Source organism: Bradyrhizobium genomosp. I (2014) (genome assembly GCF_000261685.1).
Taxonomy (GTDB): domain Bacteria; phylum Pseudomonadota; class Alphaproteobacteria; order Rhizobiales; family Xanthobacteraceae; genus Bradyrhizobium.
This window is the reverse complement of record NZ_AJQE01000364.1, coordinates 33,356-50,903: the sequence shown is the minus strand read 5'-3', so window position 1 is coordinate 50,903 and position 17,548 is coordinate 33,356. Positions and strand designations below refer to the sequence as shown.

Here is a 17,548-nt window from a genome sequence, read left to right as displayed (position 1 = left end):
CGGCTGCCGCAACGCGTTCATCGAGCGCATGCTCAAGCCGCTCCACGACCGGATCCAGCTGCTGCGGATTACCTCGATGTCGCAGCCGAAGCGGATCAACAAGAGCCTGCGCGAGGTCACCGCGATCTGGCGCGCGATCCAGAACGGCGATGCGGACCTCGCCGAGCGCTGCTGCGTCGACCACATCAATGCGGCTGCGGTGGCCGCGCTCGACATGATCGAAAAATCGTCGGCAGCCAAGGAGGCGGCGCCTTCCGACGACTGAAACATTGCCGCCAGGGAGTGTTCGATGACGTATCTCGTACGATCGCTGATCCTGTTCCTCCTGCTCTATTCCGGCGGCGCGGCCATCGCGAACGACTACCCCGCCCGCCCGATCACGATCATCGTGCCCTTCTCCGCCGGTGGTCCCGGCGACGTGATCGCACGCATCCTCGGCAGCGCCATGAGCGCGACGCTGAAACAGTCCATCGTGATTGAAAATGTCGTCGGCGCCGGCGGCACGCTCGGCACCAACCGCGTCGCCAAGGCGGCCCCTGATGGCTACACGCTGCTCCTGATGCATGTCGGCCAGGCTACTGCGCCTGCCCTCTACGCCAAGCTGCCGTTCGATCCGGTCGGGGATTTCGCGATGATCGGGCTCGTCACCGACGTCCCGATGATCCTCGTGGCGCGGCCGACCTTTCCAGCCAAGGACCTCAACGAGCTCATCGCACATATCCGCAACGCCGGCGACAAGATGACCTTCGGCAATGTCGGTCTCGGCTCAGCCTCGCAGCTCTGCGGTTTGATGTTCATGAGCGCGACGGATACCAAGCTCACCCCAATCTACTACAAGGGCGGCGGGCCGGCATTGAACGACGTCATCGCCGGCCACATCGATGTCTATTGCGATCCCGCGACCGGGCCGACGCCCTATATCCAGTCGAACACGATCAAAGGCTACGCGATCACCAGCAAGAAGCGCGTGGCGACGCTGCCTGGCGTGCCGACCTCGGCTGAAGCCGGCGTTCCGGCGTTCGACGTGACGACGTGGTATGGTCTCTACGCGCCGCGCGGGACGCCCAAGCCTGTCGTCGACCAGCTCGTAAGCGCGCTGCAGACGGCGCTGAAGGATCCCGCGCTGGTCAGCCGCTTTGCCGAGCTCAGCATGGCTCCAGTCGAGCCCGAGCGCGCGACCCCCGAAGCCCTCGAAGCCTTCCTGAAAGCTGAGATCGGCAAATGGGACCGGATCATCAAGGCGGCTGGAATCGAGGCGCAGTAGAGCGGGCGTCAAGCAGGCGACGAGCGGCTCGCGAAAGCACTGCTCAGACAATCGATGGTCGCAAATCCGGCTGCTGCGATGCCGCTCGAAATATGAAGGATGGGGCGCAGTTCCGAGACATGCGCCCGGTCCATTCCCGACTTGCGTCGGAACGCCGTCATCTCCGGGCCGCGACCGGAAATCTCAATGATTTCAGAGAAATATGAGGTTTGGTGCGCTCGGAGGGACTCGAACCCCCACGGTGTTACCCACTGCCACCTCAAGGCAGCGCGTCTACCAGTTCCGCCACGAGCGCTAGGAGATGCCGGCCTGAGGTCTTTAGGCTGGCCGGATCAGCGGCCGCCGATCTAACAAATCCATCAGGGGGATACAAGCCCGCAAAGGTCCCGAATTCCACAAGCTTGGCAGGAAAGTTCCGGCCCTTCTCCCAGGGATCGGGCCTATCGGTGCCCGCCCGCTAGCGCGTGCCGGCCGTGCGCGGCAGCATCTGTTTCACTTCGACCGCGATCCGGTTGCGGTCCACCAGCACGACGCCGGAAGCAACGGGCAGATTATTGGCCAGGACCTTGACCTCGTCGGCCTCGGTAGCATCCAGCTCGATGATGGCGCCGCGGGAAAGACGTAATACCTGATGGATCGGCATGGTGGTCGTCCCGAGGACGACCATGAGATCCACGGTGACTTTGTCGAGAGTGGGCACTGTCAGGACCGCCGCAACTTGGGACTCTTCATTTGCGCCTGCGATCATCACCACGTTATGGTTAGCCAATGGTTAATTCGCCTCGAAACCCCCGCCAAAACCAGCGCCAAGACCAGCGCCACGAGCTCGATTTGAGTTCGTTTTCCGCCGCGGGCGGCGAGCCCGTCGAATGGCTTATCTCGGACGCTCCGGTGCCCTATCCGGACGCGGTCGCCGCCATGGAGGCCCGGGTCGCCGCGATCGCGGCGGGCGAGGCCCCGGAATTGGTCTGGCTGCTCGAACACCCCCCGCTCTACACCTCGGGCACCTCGGGCAAGCAATCCGACCTGCTCGATGCCCGCTTCCCGATCTTCGCGACCGGGCGTGGCGGGCAGCTCACCTATCACGGGCCGGGCCAGCGGGTGGCCTATGTCATGCTGGACCTCAAGCGCCGCCGGCCGGACGTTCGGGCCTATGTCGCGAGCCTGGAGGAATTGATCCTGCGCACGCTGGCCGCCTTCAACATTCGCGGCGAGCGGCGCGAGGACCGGGTCGGCGTCTGGGTCAGGCGGCCCGACAAGGGGGCGGATCACGAGGACAAGATTGCGGCGATCGGCGTCCGCCTGAAGCGCTGGGTGTCCTTCCACGGCATCGCCATCAATGTCGAGCCGGAGCTGTCGCATTTTGCCGGCATCGTTCCTTGCGGCGTCGCCGATCCCCGCTATGGCGTCACCTCGCTGGTCGACCTCGGCCGGATCGTGACCATGGCCGACGTCGACATCGCGTTGAAGCAGGCGTTCGAGCAGCTGTTCGGGCCGACCACGGCTCTGGTGCCAGAGCCCGCCGCCTGACGGACACACACCGATCCGTTCTCCGCAGATGCAGAATCGGCTACGCTCGATTCCGGCGTCGCCCGCGCCTCCCCCCTCCGCCGGGAAAGCAGACTTCATGCCGGGCGAATTGATCATCGGACCGACTGTTCGAGCGCTCGGCATAAGGAGGGATTGCGATCATGCTCGCAATGGGAGGTTCTCACGATGAGACTGTCTGCGCCGATCTATCATCTCAAGCGCAAGGCGAAGCGCCTGTCCCGCGAGGACGGCATTCCACTCCACGACGCGCTTGACCGCATCGCCACAACGGAAGGGTTTTCCGCCTGGAGCCTGCTCGCGGCGAAAGCCGCGGCGGAGACACCGGCCGGCAAACTGTTTCCTCGATTCCGGCCGGGAGACCTGGTGCTGGTCGGTGCGCGCCCCGGTCATGGCAAGACCCTGATGAGTCTCGAACTTGCGGTAGAGGCCATAAGGAAAGGCGGCCGTTGCGCGTTCTTCTCGCTCGAATACACCGAGAGAGACGTTCTGGACCGCTTGCGGGCAATCGGCGCAGACCCCGCACAGTTCGACAAATTGTTCGAGGTCGATTGCTCCGACGCGATCAGCGCCGATTACATCGTCAAGCAGATGGCGCCCGCCCCGCGCGGCACATTCGTCGTGATCGATTATCTGCAACTGCTCGACCAGCGGCGGGAAAACCCCGACCTGACCGTTCAGGTGCGCGCCCTGAAATCCTTCGCACGCGACAAGGGGCTGATCCTCGTCTTCATCTCGCAGATCGACCGCTCCTATGACCCATCACTCAAGCCCTGTCCTGATCTCAGCGATGTCAGGCTGCCGAACCCGCTGGACCTGAAGCTGTTCGACAAGACGTGCTTCCTCAACAATTCCGAGGTTCGGTTCCGGGCGGCGAACTGACGATCCCTCGCAACCGGTCGCGGGTGAGATTGCTCACCCGCGACCAGGCATCACGCCGCCTGCAGCGAAACCTCGAGCTTGCCGGCGATGTAGCGCCGCTCCTGGGTCAGGCCGCCAAAGCCGTAGGCGTCGCCCTTGACCTCGTCGACATGCAGGTAGGTCTCCGGATGCAGCGGCCCCAGGATCTCGGCCATGCGCTTGAACATCACGGCGAGATAAGCCGCCTTCTCGTCCTTGGTGTTGGTGCCCTCGGTGACGTGGATGTCGATCCAGTAGCTTGCAAGCTTCTGTTCGGCGAGCGACTTGCCGCCGGCGAACCAGTCGCTGGCATCCACGGACTTCACGATGATGGCGGTGACTCTGGGATCCTTGTGCAGGATCCTTGCGGTAAGTTCGGACACGGCTTTGGCGATGTCGGCCTTCAGCGACGGCGACTGGCGGGACGTGGCGTAGGACACGGTGATCAGGGGCATGGTGGTTCTCCTCAGGATGCCGCGCGGGTTTTTGCGGGGCGTTGGTGAGAAGCTAGACCTGCGGGCCTCATTTTGATATCTTATCGATGATAATACCAGTGATAACAATATATAATGAAAGCCGCACTCGACATCGCCACGGTCCAGGCCTTCCTGCTGGTTGCCGACCTCCAGAGCTTTACCCGCGCGGCCGAAGCGCTCGGCACGACGCAGGCAGCTGTCAGCCTCAAGCTGCAGCGGCTCGAGGCATTGCTGGGGAAACGTCTCGTGGAACGCTCGCCGCGCGCGGTCCGGCTCACTGCCGATGGCGCCGCGTTCCTCGATCGCGCCCGCGCGCTCATGGAAGCGCATGACCGTGCGCTCTCCGGCGAGGCTTCCGCCGTGCAGTCGCTGTCGCTCGGCATTTCCGATCACGCCGCAGGTCCAGAGCTGGTGCCGCTGCTCGAACGGCTGCACGCGATGTCCGCGAATCTCACCCTCGCCGTCACGATCGGCTTCTCGCGCGAGATGCAGGACGCGTATGACGCGGGCCGCTTGGATGCGGTGATCGTGCGCCAGGAAGGCAGCCGCCGCGGCGGCGAAAAGCTGACCGAAGACGCGTTCGGCTGGTTCGCGTCACGGCGCTTCGCACTCCCAAGCGGCGAAGCACTGCCGCTCGCAACGCTTGCCCCGCCCTGCGGCGTCCGCGCCATCGCCATACGCGCGCTCGACAAGGCCGGCATCGCCCGGCGCGAGCGATTCGTCGGCGGCGGCGTGACGGCGGTGGTCGCAGCTGCGCTTGCCGGCCTCGCGATCGCACCGCTGGCGCGGCGGATCGCACCTCCGGGTTTGATTGATATCGGGCCCGCGTACAAGCTGCCGGGACTCGGCAGCTCGAAGGTGCTGCTGCATTCGAGAGTCAGCGATCCCGCCAGACTCGCGGCGCTGCGCGCGGTGGCCGCGATGTTCAGAAGCGTGGCGACCAGCGAGCAGCCAGTCCGCCGAGCCTGATCGCCCCCGGGCATGCAATTGTGCGACGCACCTCATGGGGTTCGAGACATTGCCTAAAAATGTCCCATGGAGCGGAACAAATCCGCCCCCTGCGGCGTTTGCCCCCGTCGAGGCGGGGTCCGAATGACCAAAAAGTTCAGTCAACAGAGAGACTTGTTCGAGAGCGAGCGCAGTTTCCGGCTGTTGGTTGAGGGGGTTGCCGACTACGCCCTCTACATGCTCGACCCCAAGGGGATCGTCACCAGCTGGAATATCGGCGGCGAACGCATCAAGGGCTATTCGCCTGAGGAGATCCTCGGCCAGCATTTTTCTCGTTTCTACACCGAAACCGACCGCGCCAACGGCAAGCCCGCGCGGGCGCTCGGTATTGCGCGGGAAAAGGGCCGATACGAGGAGGAAGGCTGGCGCGTCCGCAAGGACGGCACGTTCTTCTGGGCCAGCGTGGTGATCGACCCGATCTACGAGGACGGCACGCTGATCGGCTTCGCCAAGATCACGCGCGACATCACCGAGCGTCGCAATTCCCAGCTCAAGCTCGAGGCGATGCAGAAGCAGCTCGCCGAGTCCCAGAAATTCGATGCACTCGGACAGCTCACCGGCGGGGTTGCCCACGACTTCAACAATCTTCTGATGATCATCAGCGGCAGCCTTCACATCCTGAAGAAGAACGCCGCCGACGACCCCAAGCTCGAGCGCGCCACGTCCGCGATCGAGACCGCGACCAAACGCGGCGCCGCGCTGACGAACCAGCTCCTCACCTTCGCACGGCGACAGAGCGTCAACCCGCAGGCGATCGATTTCGCCGAACGCGTCGCAGCCATCCGCGAGGTGCTGCTCGCCGGCGTGGGCAGTTCCGTGCGTCTCGCCTTCGACATCCAGTCCGACACCTGGCCGATCAAGGCCGACGTCTCCGAGTTCGAGACCGCGCTGCTCAACCTCGTCATCAATGCCCGCGACGCGATGCCGGAAGGCGGCACCGTGACGGTCAGGGCGCGCAATGTCGTGCTGAACGAGACGCCCCTCGCCGGCGACTTCGTCGCAATCGACGTCGCCGATTCCGGGCTTGGAATTCCCTCCGACGTTCTCGACAAGATCTTTGAGCCGTTCTTCACGACCAAGCCGATCGGCAAAGGCACGGGCCTCGGCCTTTCGCAGGTGCACGGCTTCGCCCACCAGGCCGGCGGCACGGTGAAGGTCGCAAGCGAGCTCGGAAAAGGCACGACATTCACCATCGTCCTGCCGCGCGGCATAGATGCGCCGTCGCGCGAGGCAACGGGAGCCGCGTTCCGCGGCAGCGGCACGGTGCTGCTGGTCGAGGACAATCCCGACGTTGCCCTGGTCAGTATCGGTCTTCTCGAGCAGCTCGGCTACCAGGTGCGCCGGGTCGCCGATGCCGAAGCGGCATTGCGCGAGATCGAGAGCAACGGCGTCGACTTCGTGTTCTCGGACATCGTCATGCCGGGCAAGATGGATGGGCTCAGCCTCGCCCATCGCCTCCGCCAGATCCGCCCCGGCCTGCCGATCCTGCTTGCCACCGGTTACAGCGAGGTCGCCGCCGGTGTGCGCGGCGATTTCCCGATCCTGCGCAAGCCCTACGAGATCCATGAGCTGAGCGAGGCGATCGCGAAATTGCCGCGATGATTTCCTCTTCGCCTCTCCCCGCAAGTGGGGCGAGGGAGCAGACCTACGCCGTCGGCAGCACCGAGAATGTCTCCCCTGCCCGGCGCAGATTGAGTTCATCCGCGTTCGCGGTTTCACTGGTGACACTGTCGACGCGCGAGGCCGGCGGGCCGTGGCGGCACAGCGCGACCATGTCGGCAACGTGCTTCGGCGCGCCAGCGAACAGCGCTTCCACGCTGCCGTCGCGGCGGTTGCGGACCCAGCCTTCGAGGCCGCTCGTCGTCGCCTGATACTCGACCCAGGCCCGATAGCCGACGCCCTGCACGCGTCCGCGGATCATGACCTGAAGAATCGCCCGGCTCACTTTTTCGGTTCCAGGACGTCGGCGCTGCGCGTCCTGACCTCGCTCTCGCGCATGACGCGGGCCATCAGCTCCGACGATGCCAGCCCCTTGAGGCTTTTCGGCGCCGTGCCGTCGCGCAACGCCTTCTGCGTCTCGTAGACGGCCTGCGTCGCGGCGGCGATCGGTGCATGGCCCTGCAACGCGATGCGTACGCGCTGGCTCGCAAGGTCATCGAGCACGTTCAATTCCTCCGGCGCGCCGCCGAGCACGATCGGCAGGCGCGTGGCGGATGCGATGGCCTCGAGCTCGGCGCGCGACTTGATGCCGGTGAAGAACAATGCATCGACCCCGGTGGCCTCATAGGCCCTGGCGCGGCGGATCGCATCCTCGATCGAGGTGATCGCGGCGGCGCCCGTGCGGCCCATGATCACCAGCGAGGCATCGCTGCGGCCGCCAAGCGCCGCCTTCATCTTGCCGACGCCTTCCTCGAGCGGGATCAGCTGCGACTTCGTCTCGCCAAAGGCCGCCGGCAACAGCGTGTCCTCGATGGTGAGGCCGGCCGCGCCCGCCATCTCCAGCTCCTGCACCGTGCGGCGCACGTTGAGCGCATTGCCGTAGCCGTGATCGGCGTCGACCAGAACGGGGAGTGTTGCGGCGCGCGACATCCGCCGCATCTGCTCGGCAAGCTCGGTGAGCGTGATCAGCGTGACGTCGGGATCGCCGAGCACGGCCAGCGAGGCCACTGATCCCCCGAACATGCCGAGCGGAAAACCGAGGTCCTCGGCAATGCGGATCGAGATGGCGTCGTACACAGAGCCGGGATGGACACAAGCCCCGCCCGACAGGACGGAGCGTAGTTTCTCGCGGCGGGAACGGAAGGCCATGGGTGCTGTCTCGGTTAGGTCACGGAGGCCACAGCATACTCCGTCATTGCGAGCGACGGAAATATGGCACTCTCGTGCCCCGGACGCAGCGCAGCGCCCTTCAGCGATGCGCTGCAGAGCCGAGGCCCATGCTGCTGAGCGAAATGCTAGCGATCTGGGTCCCGGCTCTGCGAAGCAACGCTAATGCGTTGCATCGCGTCCGGGACACGAGAGTGGGCTTCGTTACGCAAACTCCAGGATCAGTGCGTCCACCGCGAGCGTCGAGCCCGCGCTGGCATGGATCTTCTTCACGGTGCCGTCCTGCTCGGCGCGCAGCACGTTCTGCATCTTCATGGCTTCGACCACCGCCAGCGTCTCGCCGGCCTTGACCTCCTGCCCCTCGGTCACCGCAATGGAGACCACGAGACCGGGCATCGGGCACAGCAGCTTCTTGCCGGTGTCGGAGGCCGTCGTGACCGGCATCAGCCGCGCCGAGGTCGCTTCCGTTTCGGTCCAGACATAGACCGGCACCTCGACGCCCTGGTGCGCGAGGCGGATGCCGTTGGCGATCGGACGCGCCTGCACGGCGACGAACTGACCGTCGATGGTGCCCTGCCAGACCGGATCACCCGGCCTCCACGACGACTGCAGCAGATGCGCGTTGCCGGTCTTGCCCTCGGCGTCGACGAAGCGCACTGCGATCGCCTCGCCCTCGCGCGCGATCTCGAGCTGGATCTCCTCGCGATCGAGCCAGACCGCGCGACGCCGCTCGCGCTGCACGATGCGGCCGCCCATCTGGCCGGAGATCTGCCGCTTGCGCTCGCCGAGCACGTGATCGATGGCGGCGCCGACCGCGGCGATCCGCCGTGCGACCTCGCCTTCGGGAACGCGCACTGCAAAGCCCCTGGGGAATTCCTCGGCGATGAAGCCGGTCGAGAGCCGTCCCTCGCGCCAGCGCGGATGGTGCATCAGCGCCGACAGGAACGGGATGTTGTGGCGGATGCCGTCAACGTAGAACGAGTCCAGCGCGGTGGCCTGCGCCTCGATCGCAGCCGCACGCGACGGCGCATGCGTGACGAGCTTGGCGATCATCGGATCGTAATGGATCGAGATCTCACCCCCTTCCTGCACGCCGGTATCGTTGCGGATGGTGATGCCGTCCTTGCTGGCCTCCGCCGGCGGGCGATACTTCACGAGCCGCCCGATCGAGGGCAGGAAGTTGCGGAACGGGTCTTCGGCGTAGAGGCGGGATTCCACCGCCCAGCCCGTCAGCGTGACGTCCTTCTGCGCGATGGCGAGCTTCTCGCCGGCGGCGACGCGGATCATCTGCTCGACGAGGTCGATCCCGGTGACGAGTTCCGTGACGGGATGCTCGACCTGGAGGCGCGTGTTCATCTCCAGGAAGTAGAAGCTCTTGTCCTGTCCCGCCACGAACTCGACGGTGCCGGCGGAGTCGTAGTTCACGGCCTTGGCCAGCGCGACCGCCTGCTCGCCCATCTTGCGGCGGGTGGCCTCGTCGAGCAGCGGCGACGGCGCTTCCTCGATGACCTTCTGGTTGCGGCGCTGGATCGAGCATTCGCGCTCGCCGAGATAGATCACGTTGCCGTGCTTGTCGCCCAGCACCTGGATCTCGATGTGGCGGGGATCGACGATGAACTTTTCGATGAAGACGCGGTCGTCGCCGAACGAAGCCTTCGCTTCCGCTTTCGCCAGCCCAAATCCCTCCTCGACCTCCTGGGTCGAGTAGGCAATCCGCATGCCCTTGCCGCCACCGCCGGCGGAGGCCTTGATCATCACGGGATAGCCGATCGCGTCGGCGATCCTGACCGCGTGCCTGGCGTCTTCGATGACGCCGAGAAAGCCCGGCACGGTCGAGACGTCGGCGTTTGCCGCCGCCTTCTTGGACTCGATCTTGTCGCCCATCGCCGCGATCGCGCCCGGATTCGGGCCGATGAAGACGATGCCGGCCGCCTCCAGCGCGCGCGGAAACGCCTCGCGCTCGGACAGGAAGCCGTAGCCGGGATGCACGGCTTGCGCGCCGGTCTTGCGGCAGGCCTCGACGATCTTTTCGATCACCAGATAGCTCTCGGCCGCAGCGGGCGGGCCGATCAGCACGGCCTCGTCGGCCATCTCGACATGGAGGGCATCGCGGTCGGCCTCGGAATAGACCGCAACCGTCTGAATTCCCATCTTGCGGGCGGTCTTGATGACCCGGCAGGCGATTTCGCCGCGATTGGCGATCAGAATGCGTTTGAACATGCTTTTCTTGAGTCTCGACCTTGGGCGGGACCCGTCTCCTGGCCGTTGGGGCCTGTGGGAACGGGCCGTGTGGCCCCCGTGGTACATCAAAATGGGCCGGAGGCAACGGTCTAAATCCGGGGCCTCTGGCGTACCAGCGCAAGACCGAAATGGGCCCGGCGAGCCCTAAAGCGCGATGCGATCAGGATGAAGCGTCATCGCGCTCCAGGTTATTGTTTAAGCATAATCTTTTCGGAAAGCCGCTGCGCACTTTTCCGGATCATGCTTTAGGGACGCCGTGCCGCGTCCAGGGGCTTCCCGGCCTTGGCCACGTCCCGGACCAGGCCGTGAATGAAGCCGAGCTTGGCGACCACCACGGGCGACAGGATGAAGGGATAGAGGTCGCGCAGGCCCATGGCGCGGTTGACGCTGTTCATGGCGAAGGTGAAGGGCAGCCATGCGTTGACCAGCGCCTCGACGTCCCTTGCCTCGTAGGGGTCGAAACGGATGCGCGCCGTCAACTCCCCGTCGCGATCGACCTTGGGGCGCACCTCCATGCCGAACTCGGCGGCCATCTCCAGGGTGTCGACGATGTGGAGGTAGTGCGCCCAGGTCTCGGCGAAGTCTTCCCAGGGATGCATCGTGGCGTAGGCCGAGACGTAGCTCTGCTGCCAGTCGGGCGGCGGGCCTTCGGCATAATGGCGCTGCAAGGCCTGACCGTAATCGGCCGCATCGTCGCCGAACACGGCGCGGCACGGGTCGAGCTTGCCGCCGCCCTGCACCAGCACGTCCCAGAAATAGTGCCCGACCTCGTGGCGGAAATGTCCGAGCAGCGTCCTGTAAGGCTCGCCCAGCTCCAGCCTGCGCCGCTCGCGCTCGATGTCGTCGGCTTCGGTCAGCGCGATCGTGATCAGGCCATTGTCGTGGCCGGTCATGACCGTCTCTCCGCTGTGCGGATCGTCGGCGAGGAAATTGAAGATCAGGCCATGCTCGGGATTGTCCCACCGGGACTGGAGCGGCAGCCTCCAGCGGATCAGGGAATAGAATAATCGGTGCTTGGCCACCTCCAGCTCACGCCATCCGGCGAGCTGCGCCGGATCGGAGAGGTTCGGCACCGTCCCATTGTGGCGGCAGGCGCGACAATAGCCGGTGGTATCGCCTGTGTCCGTGAGCCAGTTGCAGGCATCGTACTCGGCATTCCGGCACAGCATCCGGCCTTCGCCATTGTCGGCCAATGTCCTCCAGGCTTCTCCGTCGGGCTCGATCGCCGACATGGTCTCCTTCTCCGGCAGGAAGGCGACACGATGGCCGCAGCGTTCGCAGGCACGATTCTCGAAATAGAGAACGTTGCCGCAGGCCTGACAGACGAAGAGCTTCAAGATCTAGCCTCTTTGGAAAGGGATTCTTATGAGAGTTGGCACCTCGCGAAGACGCCTCGATCAGCCGATCGTTCCAGTGTCCGGAACAAATTGCCAGACCAGACGTTGCCACCGCGCAGTTTTCCGCGTTCAGGCACGCTCGCTCTTATTTCCCGACACTTTCCTCTCTAAACGATGGCCATCGCGTTCCGTCTGTGTGAATATTGGTCCGGCACGTGCGCACCCGCATCACAACGGCCGATGCCTTGAACGATCCCTTGCCCGAGACCATCGCCGCCGAAAGGCTGCGCCAGCACCTCGAAGACATCGCACGCGAGCGCGACAACGCCTATCGTGCGCTGCAGGAGCGCGAGGCCGAGCTTGCGCGCATCCAGCGCATCGGCAAGGTCGGCGGCGTCGAGGTCGATTTCCGCGAAGGCTTCAAGAACCGCCGCTCGCCCGAATATCTGATCATCCACGGCCTGCCGCCGGAAGCTGCCGAGGAGTCGCACGAGGATTGGGTCAATCGTATCCATCCCGACGACCGCGAGGCAACCGTCAAGCATTTCTTCGAGGCTCTCGCCGGAACGAGCGAAGACTACGTTGCCGAATACCGCATCATCCGTCCCAGCGACGGCGAGACCCGCTGGATCCGGGTCGTCGCCAAGATCGAGCGCGACAAGGACGGCCGCGCCATTCGGCTCGTCGGCGCCCACATCGACATCACCGACCAGATGCTCGCGCGCGAGACGCTGCGCGAGAGCGAGGAGCGCTTCCGGCTGATCGCCGACAGCGCGCCGGTGCCGATCTGGGTGACCAAGCTCGATCGCAAGCGGTCCTTCGCCAACCAGGCCTACGTCGATTTCGTCGGCCTGCCGTACGACCAGGCAATCGATTTCGACTGGCGCAAGGTGTTGCATCCCGACGACCTTCCGCACGTGCTCCAGCAATCCGTCCAGGGCGAAGCGTCCCTCAAACCCTTCGTGCTGGAAGCGCGTTACAGGAACGCAAGCGGCGAATGGCGGTGGCTTAGATCGGAATCGCAGCCGCGCTGGGACCCGACAGGCAAGCATATCGGCTTCATCGGCGTCGCCCACGACATCACCGTCGCCAAGCAGGCCGAGATCGAGCTCAGGCAGCTCAACGAGACGCTGGAACAGCGCATTGCCGAGCGCACCGCCGAGCTCGAATCCAACGAGGCACGGCTGCGTGCGATCCTGGAGACCAGCAATCAGTATCAGGGCCTGGTCAATCTCAGAGGCGAGCTGCTTTACGCCAACAGGACCGCGCTGGACGGCATCAAGGCGGGCTCTTCGGATGTGATCGGAAAGCTGTTTTGGGACACGCCCTGGTTCAGCGCGACGGAGGGCATGAGCGCGCTGGTGCGCGAAGCCTTCCACACCGTGCTGAGGGGTGAAGCGGTCCGGCTGGAGATGCGCCTGCGCCTTCCCGTCGGCGAGCGCGATTTCGACTTCGGCATGCGCCCCGTGTTCGACCGCCACGGCAACATCACCGGTGCCGTGCCCGAGGCCGTCGACATCACGGAGCGCCGCCGCGGCGAGGAAGCGCTGCGGCAATCGCAGAAGATGGAGGCGATCGGCCAGCTCACCGGCGGCGTCGCCCACGACTTCAACAATCTCCTCACCATCATCCGCTCTGCCACCGACTTCCTGCGCCGCCGCGAGCTGCCGGAGGAACGTCGTCGCCGCTACGTCGACGCCATCTCCGAGACGGTCGAGCGCGCCTCCAAGCTGACCGCGCAGCTTCTGGCGTTCGCGCGCCGGCAGCCGCTGAAGCCGCAGATCTTCAACGTCGGCAGCCAGGTCGAAGGCGTGGCGCAGCTGGTCCGGCCGCTGGTCGGCGCCCGCATCGAGATCGCCGTGGAGGTTCACGATGCCGACTGCTTCACCGTAGCCGACATCGCCCAGTTCGAGGCCGCGCTGATCAACCTCGCCATCAACGCCCGCGATGCCATGGATGGCGAAGGCCGCCTCACCATCGCCGTGCGCAAGGTCCTTGGGATTCCGAGCCTGCGCGCACAATCGGCGCGCGGCGGCGACTATGTCGCCATCTCTGTCACCGACACCGGCAGCGGCATCGCGCCGGAGCATCTCGATTCGATCTTCGAGCCGTTCTTCACCACCAAGGAGGTCGGCAAGGGCACAGGGCTCGGCCTCAGCCAGGCCTTCGGCTTCGCAAAGCAGTCCGAGGGCGACATCGCGGTGACGAGCACGCAAGGCAAAGGCGCGACCTTCACCATCTATCTGCCACAGGCGCGAAGCCCGGCGACGGACAAGGAAGCCGCGGCGCTGAGCCACGAGGCTGCGGCGACCGGGCGAGGCTATCGCGTGCTCGTGGTCGAGGATGACGACGAAGTCGGCCGCTTCTCGACCGAACTCCTGGAGGATCTCGGCTATGTCGTCCGCCGCGTCGCCAACGCGAACGCGGCGCTGGCGATCCTCGGCGAGAACGAATTTGCCGTCGACCTCGTGTTCTCCGACGTCATCATGCCCGGAATGAACGGCGTCGAGCTTGCCGGCATCATCCGCGAGCGCTATCCCGGCCTGCCCGTGGTGCTCACCAGCGGCTACAGCAACGTGCTCGCCGAAAACGCCCATCGCGGCTTCGAACTGATCCAGAAGCCGTATTCGGTGGAATCGCTGTCGCGGATACTGCGCAAGGCAATCACGGAGAAGCTCTCGGTGGCACGGTGAGTGTCATGGGCATGAGGCGGCGCCTTGCATTCCGTCATTGCGAGCGTAGCGAAGCAATCCGGCTTCTTTCCGCAGCGGCAGCCTGGATTGCTTCGTCGCAAGAGCTCCTCGCAATGACGGCGCCGGCGCGCCGTCCCGAGACCCGGCATCGCGCCTTGCAGGCGTACGGGAAGACAGCGGTTCTCGCATCGGCTATCGCTGCCGAATGAATCCCCTGCATTCGAGGATTGACCGTGCCGTCTGACGCCATCTGGGCCTGGAGCATCATCATCGTCGCGACCGCAGGCGTCATCATCCGCCCCTTTCGCCTACCCGAGGCGATCTGGGCCGTGATCGGCGCTGGCGCGCTGGTGCTGCTCGGCTTGCTGCCATGGCAGGATGCACTGACGGGTATCGAGAAGGGCGTCGACGTCTATCTCTTCCTGATCGGCATGATGCTGATCGCAGAACTGGCGCGGCTCGAAGGCCTGTTCGATTATCTCGCCGCGCTCGCGGTCGAATATGCGCGCGGCTCGCCGCAGCGGCTGTTCCTGCTGATCTATCTCGTCGGCACGCTGGTGACCGTGCTGCTCTCGAACGACGCCACCGCGATCGTGTTGACGCCTGCGGTCTACGCCGCGACGCGCGCGGCGGGCGCCAAGCCGCTCCCCTATCTGTTCGTCTGTGCCTTCATCGCCAATGCCGCGAGCTTCGTCCTGCCGATTTCCAATCCGGCCAATCTCGTCGTGTTCGGCGCGCGCATGCCGCAGCTCACCGAATGGCTGCGCCTGTTCGCCCTGCCCTCGGCGGCCTCGATCCTGCTCACTTACGTGGTGCTGCGCCTGAGCCAGCACCGCGCGCTCAAGGAAGAGACGATTGCCCGCAGCGTGCCGCATCCGAAGCTTGGACGCGGCGGCAAGCTCACGGCAACAGGCATCGTCGCGATCGGCATCGTGCTGGTCACTGCGTCAGCGCTGGATCGGCAGCTGGGCCTGCCGACCTTCATCTGCGGCGTCGCGACGGCGGCGATCGTGCTGCTGATCAACCGGCAATCGCCTTTGCCCGTGCTGCACGGTGTCTCCTGGAGCGTGCTGCCGCTGGTCGGCGGGCTGTTTGTCATGGTGGAGGCGCTGGTGAAGACCGGCGTGATCGCGCAGCTCAGCGCCCTGCTGCAGGAGGCGGTCGCGCAATCGGTGCCCCAGGCCGCCTGGAGCGTCGGTATCGCCACCGCGCTCGCCGACAACATCGCCAACAACCTTCCGGTCGGCCTCGTCGCCGGCTCGGTCGCCGCCAACGATCATCTGCCCGCACCAGTCGTCAGCGCCATCCTGATCGGCGTCGATCTCGGCCCCAATCTGTCGGTGACCGGCTCGCTCGCCACCATCCTCTGGCTGGTCGCGCTCCGGCGGGAGAAGATCGAGGTCGGCGCCTGGCCGTTCCTCAAGCTCGGCCTGCTGGTGACCCCGCCTGCCCTGATCGCTGCGCTGGCGGTCGCCATCAGGTAGCGGCAAAACGCGCTGGTTGAATACGTGCAATTGTTTGCGGTGCATCAATGCCGGCGGTGCGGCCGCGGCTAGAGTTCATTTGTCGCGCGCTTCGGACATGCCGCGGCAAGGAAGGTTCATCATGCAGATTCGATCAAAGTCGCTGCCGCAGAGTTCCTCCCTGCGTCGCGGAATTCAGAGCCTCGTCGCGCCCGCCGAAAGCCGCACGGACACGTCCCATCCCCTGCTCGTCTTCTCCGCCGTGGTGCTGCTGGCCTTGTTCGCCATCCTGGAGATCGACCTGCACACGGCCCAGCTTCAGGCCATCGGCCTGCTCGGCCACGGCACCGGGATCGATCCGGTCTTCCTGAGCCCGTAGCGGGAGGAGCCCGATCGCGGCCACGACGCCGCGACCGGGTCGCACCTCAGTCGTTCTCGTAGCCGTAGACTTCCGGAAGGATGAAGATCGCGGCGAGCAATCCGATCAGCGGGAAGATTGCGACGAACAGCGTGGCGTAGGCCTGCCCGATCGCCGCGAACAGCGACGGAAACAGGAAGATCGCCAGGAACGACGGCAGCTTGACGAACATGTAGGCGAAGCCGCTGGCGGTGCCGCGGTATTTCGGCTTGGCGACCATGGTCGGGATCGTCATGCAGTTCGACGCATCCCAATAATGGCCCCACAGCATGGCGGCGGCCGCGAACGGCAGCAGTATCTTGTTGTCGGTGTAGAGCGCGAAAGCTGCGACCAGAAGCGAAGCCAGCACGATGCCGAAACCGGCGATGGCGATGCCGCGATGGCCGATCTTCGGCGTCAGCAGCGGACCGACCCAGCCGGACAGCGCGGCGAAGCAGAACAGTCCCATCGTCACCAGGTTGTTGCCGAGCACGCTCGACACGCCGACCATCACGAACAGTACCGGCAGGTAGAACGCAAACGTCGAGAACTCGCTGCCTTGCGCGAAGCAGGCGATCCAGCCGTAGAGAGTGGCGCGCCAGCGGATCGGATCCTTCCTGAGGTCGGCGAGGAAGGCGCGGGTCGAGACCTTCGGCACCTCGACGTCCCGATCCGGCAGCATGTCGAGATTGTCGTTGAACATCTCGCGGGCGACCTGCTTGGCCTCGCGGTAGCGCCCCTTCTGCACCAGCCACACCGCCGTCTCCGGCACGTCGTGGCGCATGATCAGGATGATCAGCGCCGGCACAGCGCCGAGACCGAGCGTCACGCGCCACAGCATCTCGTGGTTCATGTCGGTCAGGAGGAAGATCACGATGACGCCGATCGTCAGGACCTCGCCGACCGCGAACATGAACTGCCAGCGGTTGCCCATGACCTCGCGCTCGCCCTTGGCCATGGATTCCATGATGTAGGTGTAGCCGGTCGAGATGTCGGAGCCGAGCGGGATGCCGAGCAGGAAGCGGATCACGACCAGCCAGGCGACATCAGGCACGACGGCCTGCGCCAGCGCCAGCACGATGAACATCACCATCGTCACCAGGAACATCACGCGGCGGCCGATCTTGTCGGACAGCCAGCCGCCGAGCAGCGCGCCGATCAGGGCGCCGCCCTGCGTGCCGGCCGCGGCCAGGCCCAGCATCAGCGGATCGGGATTGTACTGCTCCTTGATGAAGATCAGCACGAAGGCGATCGAATAGAGGTCCCAGGCCTCGACCAGGATCGAGGCCATCATCAGCCAGCCGACCTTGTTGCCCTTGGGGCTGTAGTTCGTGATGAGATAGCGGACCGCGGCTTCGCTCGCGGTCGGTTGTGGCATGGCCATCGTTGACATTT

General features: G+C 65.2%; 16 protein-coding genes and 1 tRNA gene. 9 read left to right on the top strand and 8 right to left on the bottom strand.

Going from position 1 to position 17,548, the window contains the following annotated elements:
- The coding region (locus IC50_RS32115) for an FCD domain-containing protein (protein ID WP_035714818.1) at positions 1 to 265 on the top strand (265 nt) is incomplete at its 5' end.
- 24 nt (positions 266 to 289) lie between these two features.
- Positions 290 to 1,264, top strand: coding sequence for a tripartite tricarboxylate transporter substrate-binding protein (locus IC50_RS32110; RefSeq protein ID WP_035714816.1), 975 nt, complete (start codon positions 290 to 292; stop codon positions 1,262 to 1,264).
- Positions 1,265 to 1,474: 210 nt separating this feature from the next.
- On the opposite strand, the gene IC50_RS32105 is transcribed toward IC50_RS32110, so the two are convergent.
- Positions 1,475 to 1,559, bottom strand: a tRNA-Leu gene (locus IC50_RS32105).
- Between the two features lie 162 nt (positions 1,560 to 1,721).
- Positions 1,722 to 1,964, bottom strand: a complete 243-nt coding sequence (locus tag IC50_RS32100; RefSeq protein WP_035714832.1) for a FliM/FliN family flagellar motor switch protein — start codon at positions 1,962 to 1,964, stop codon at positions 1,722 to 1,724.
- A gap of 68 nt (positions 1,965 to 2,032) precedes the next feature.
- Between IC50_RS32100 and lipB the strand changes: the two genes are divergently transcribed.
- Both lipB and IC50_RS32090 read left to right on the top strand, forming a co-directional pair.
- Positions 2,033 to 2,794: a lipoyl(octanoyl) transferase LipB gene (lipB, locus tag IC50_RS32095; protein ID WP_035714812.1), complete on the top strand. Its 762-nt coding sequence runs from the start codon at positions 2,033 to 2,035 to the stop codon at positions 2,792 to 2,794.
- Positions 2,795 to 2,980: 186 nt separating this feature from the next.
- Entirely contained in the window at positions 2,981 to 3,694 is a 714-nt protein-coding gene (locus IC50_RS32090) for a DNA helicase (protein ID WP_035714807.1), read from the top strand.
- 50 nt (positions 3,695 to 3,744) lie between these two features.
- On the opposite strand, the gene IC50_RS32085 is transcribed toward IC50_RS32090, so the two are convergent.
- Positions 3,745 to 4,167 (bottom strand): tautomerase family protein, encoded by a 423-nt coding sequence (locus tag IC50_RS32085; RefSeq protein ID WP_035714804.1) that lies wholly within the window; start codon positions 4,165 to 4,167, stop codon positions 3,745 to 3,747.
- A gap of 114 nt (positions 4,168 to 4,281) precedes the next feature.
- Between IC50_RS32085 and IC50_RS32080 the strand changes: the two genes are divergently transcribed.
- Together IC50_RS32080 and IC50_RS32075 are read left to right on the top strand one after the other, a co-directional pair.
- A complete protein-coding gene (locus IC50_RS32080; RefSeq protein ID WP_035714799.1) occupies positions 4,282 to 5,157 on the top strand; it encodes a LysR family transcriptional regulator in 876 nt (291 codons plus the stop codon).
- A 123-nt stretch (positions 5,158 to 5,280) separates the two neighbouring features.
- The gene (locus IC50_RS32075) at positions 5,281 to 6,798 is read left to right on the top strand and encodes a PAS domain-containing sensor histidine kinase (RefSeq protein ID WP_035714795.1); all 1,518 of its coding nucleotides are present in this window, start codon (positions 5,281 to 5,283) and stop codon (positions 6,796 to 6,798) included.
- A 43-nt stretch (positions 6,799 to 6,841) separates the two neighbouring features.
- Here IC50_RS32075 and IC50_RS32070 read toward each other — a convergent pair whose 3' ends face one another.
- The 4 genes from IC50_RS32070 to IC50_RS32055 all read right to left on the bottom strand — a co-directional run bounded on the left by IC50_RS32070 (position 6,842) and on the right by IC50_RS32055 (position 11,600).
- Positions 6,842 to 7,141: an acylphosphatase gene (locus tag IC50_RS32070; RefSeq protein ID WP_035714793.1), complete on the bottom strand. Its 300-nt coding sequence runs from the start codon at positions 7,139 to 7,141 to the stop codon at positions 6,842 to 6,844.
- Entirely contained in the window at positions 7,138 to 8,004 is an 867-nt protein-coding gene (locus IC50_RS32065; RefSeq protein WP_035714790.1) for an isocitrate lyase/PEP mutase family protein, read from the bottom strand. The genes IC50_RS32070 and IC50_RS32065 overlap by 4 nt, the downstream gene beginning before the upstream one ends.
- A gap of 222 nt (positions 8,005 to 8,226) precedes the next feature.
- Positions 8,227 to 10,242: an acetyl-CoA carboxylase biotin carboxylase subunit gene (locus IC50_RS32060; protein WP_035714785.1), complete on the bottom strand. Its 2,016-nt coding sequence runs from the start codon at positions 10,240 to 10,242 to the stop codon at positions 8,227 to 8,229.
- A 266-nt stretch (positions 10,243 to 10,508) separates the two neighbouring features.
- Positions 10,509 to 11,600 (bottom strand): zinc-binding metallopeptidase family protein, encoded by a 1,092-nt coding sequence (locus tag IC50_RS32055; RefSeq protein WP_035714780.1) that lies wholly within the window; start codon positions 11,598 to 11,600, stop codon positions 10,509 to 10,511.
- A gap of 215 nt (positions 11,601 to 11,815) precedes the next feature.
- Between IC50_RS32055 and IC50_RS32050 the strand changes: the two genes are divergently transcribed.
- The 3 genes from IC50_RS32050 (at position 11,816) to IC50_RS32040 (ending at position 16,135) form a co-directional block, all read left to right on the top strand.
- Complete coding sequence (locus IC50_RS32050) at positions 11,816 to 14,293, top strand: PAS domain-containing hybrid sensor histidine kinase/response regulator (RefSeq protein WP_035714830.1); 2,478 nt, start codon at positions 11,816 to 11,818, stop codon at positions 14,291 to 14,293.
- A gap of 233 nt (positions 14,294 to 14,526) precedes the next feature.
- The gene (locus IC50_RS32045) at positions 14,527 to 15,777 is read left to right on the top strand and encodes an arsenic transporter (RefSeq protein ID WP_035714828.1); all 1,251 of its coding nucleotides are present in this window, start codon (positions 14,527 to 14,529) and stop codon (positions 15,775 to 15,777) included.
- A 121-nt stretch (positions 15,778 to 15,898) separates the two neighbouring features.
- On the top strand, positions 15,899 to 16,135 hold the full coding sequence (locus tag IC50_RS32040; protein WP_035714827.1) for a hypothetical protein: 237 nt from the start codon (positions 15,899 to 15,901) through the stop codon (positions 16,133 to 16,135).
- Positions 16,136 to 16,181: 46 nt separating this feature from the next.
- Here IC50_RS32040 and IC50_RS32035 read toward each other — a convergent pair whose 3' ends face one another.
- Positions 16,182 to 17,546: an MFS transporter gene (locus IC50_RS32035; protein WP_035714776.1), complete on the bottom strand. Its 1,365-nt coding sequence runs from the start codon at positions 17,544 to 17,546 to the stop codon at positions 16,182 to 16,184.
- Between the last annotated feature and the right edge of the window lie 2 nt (positions 17,547 to 17,548).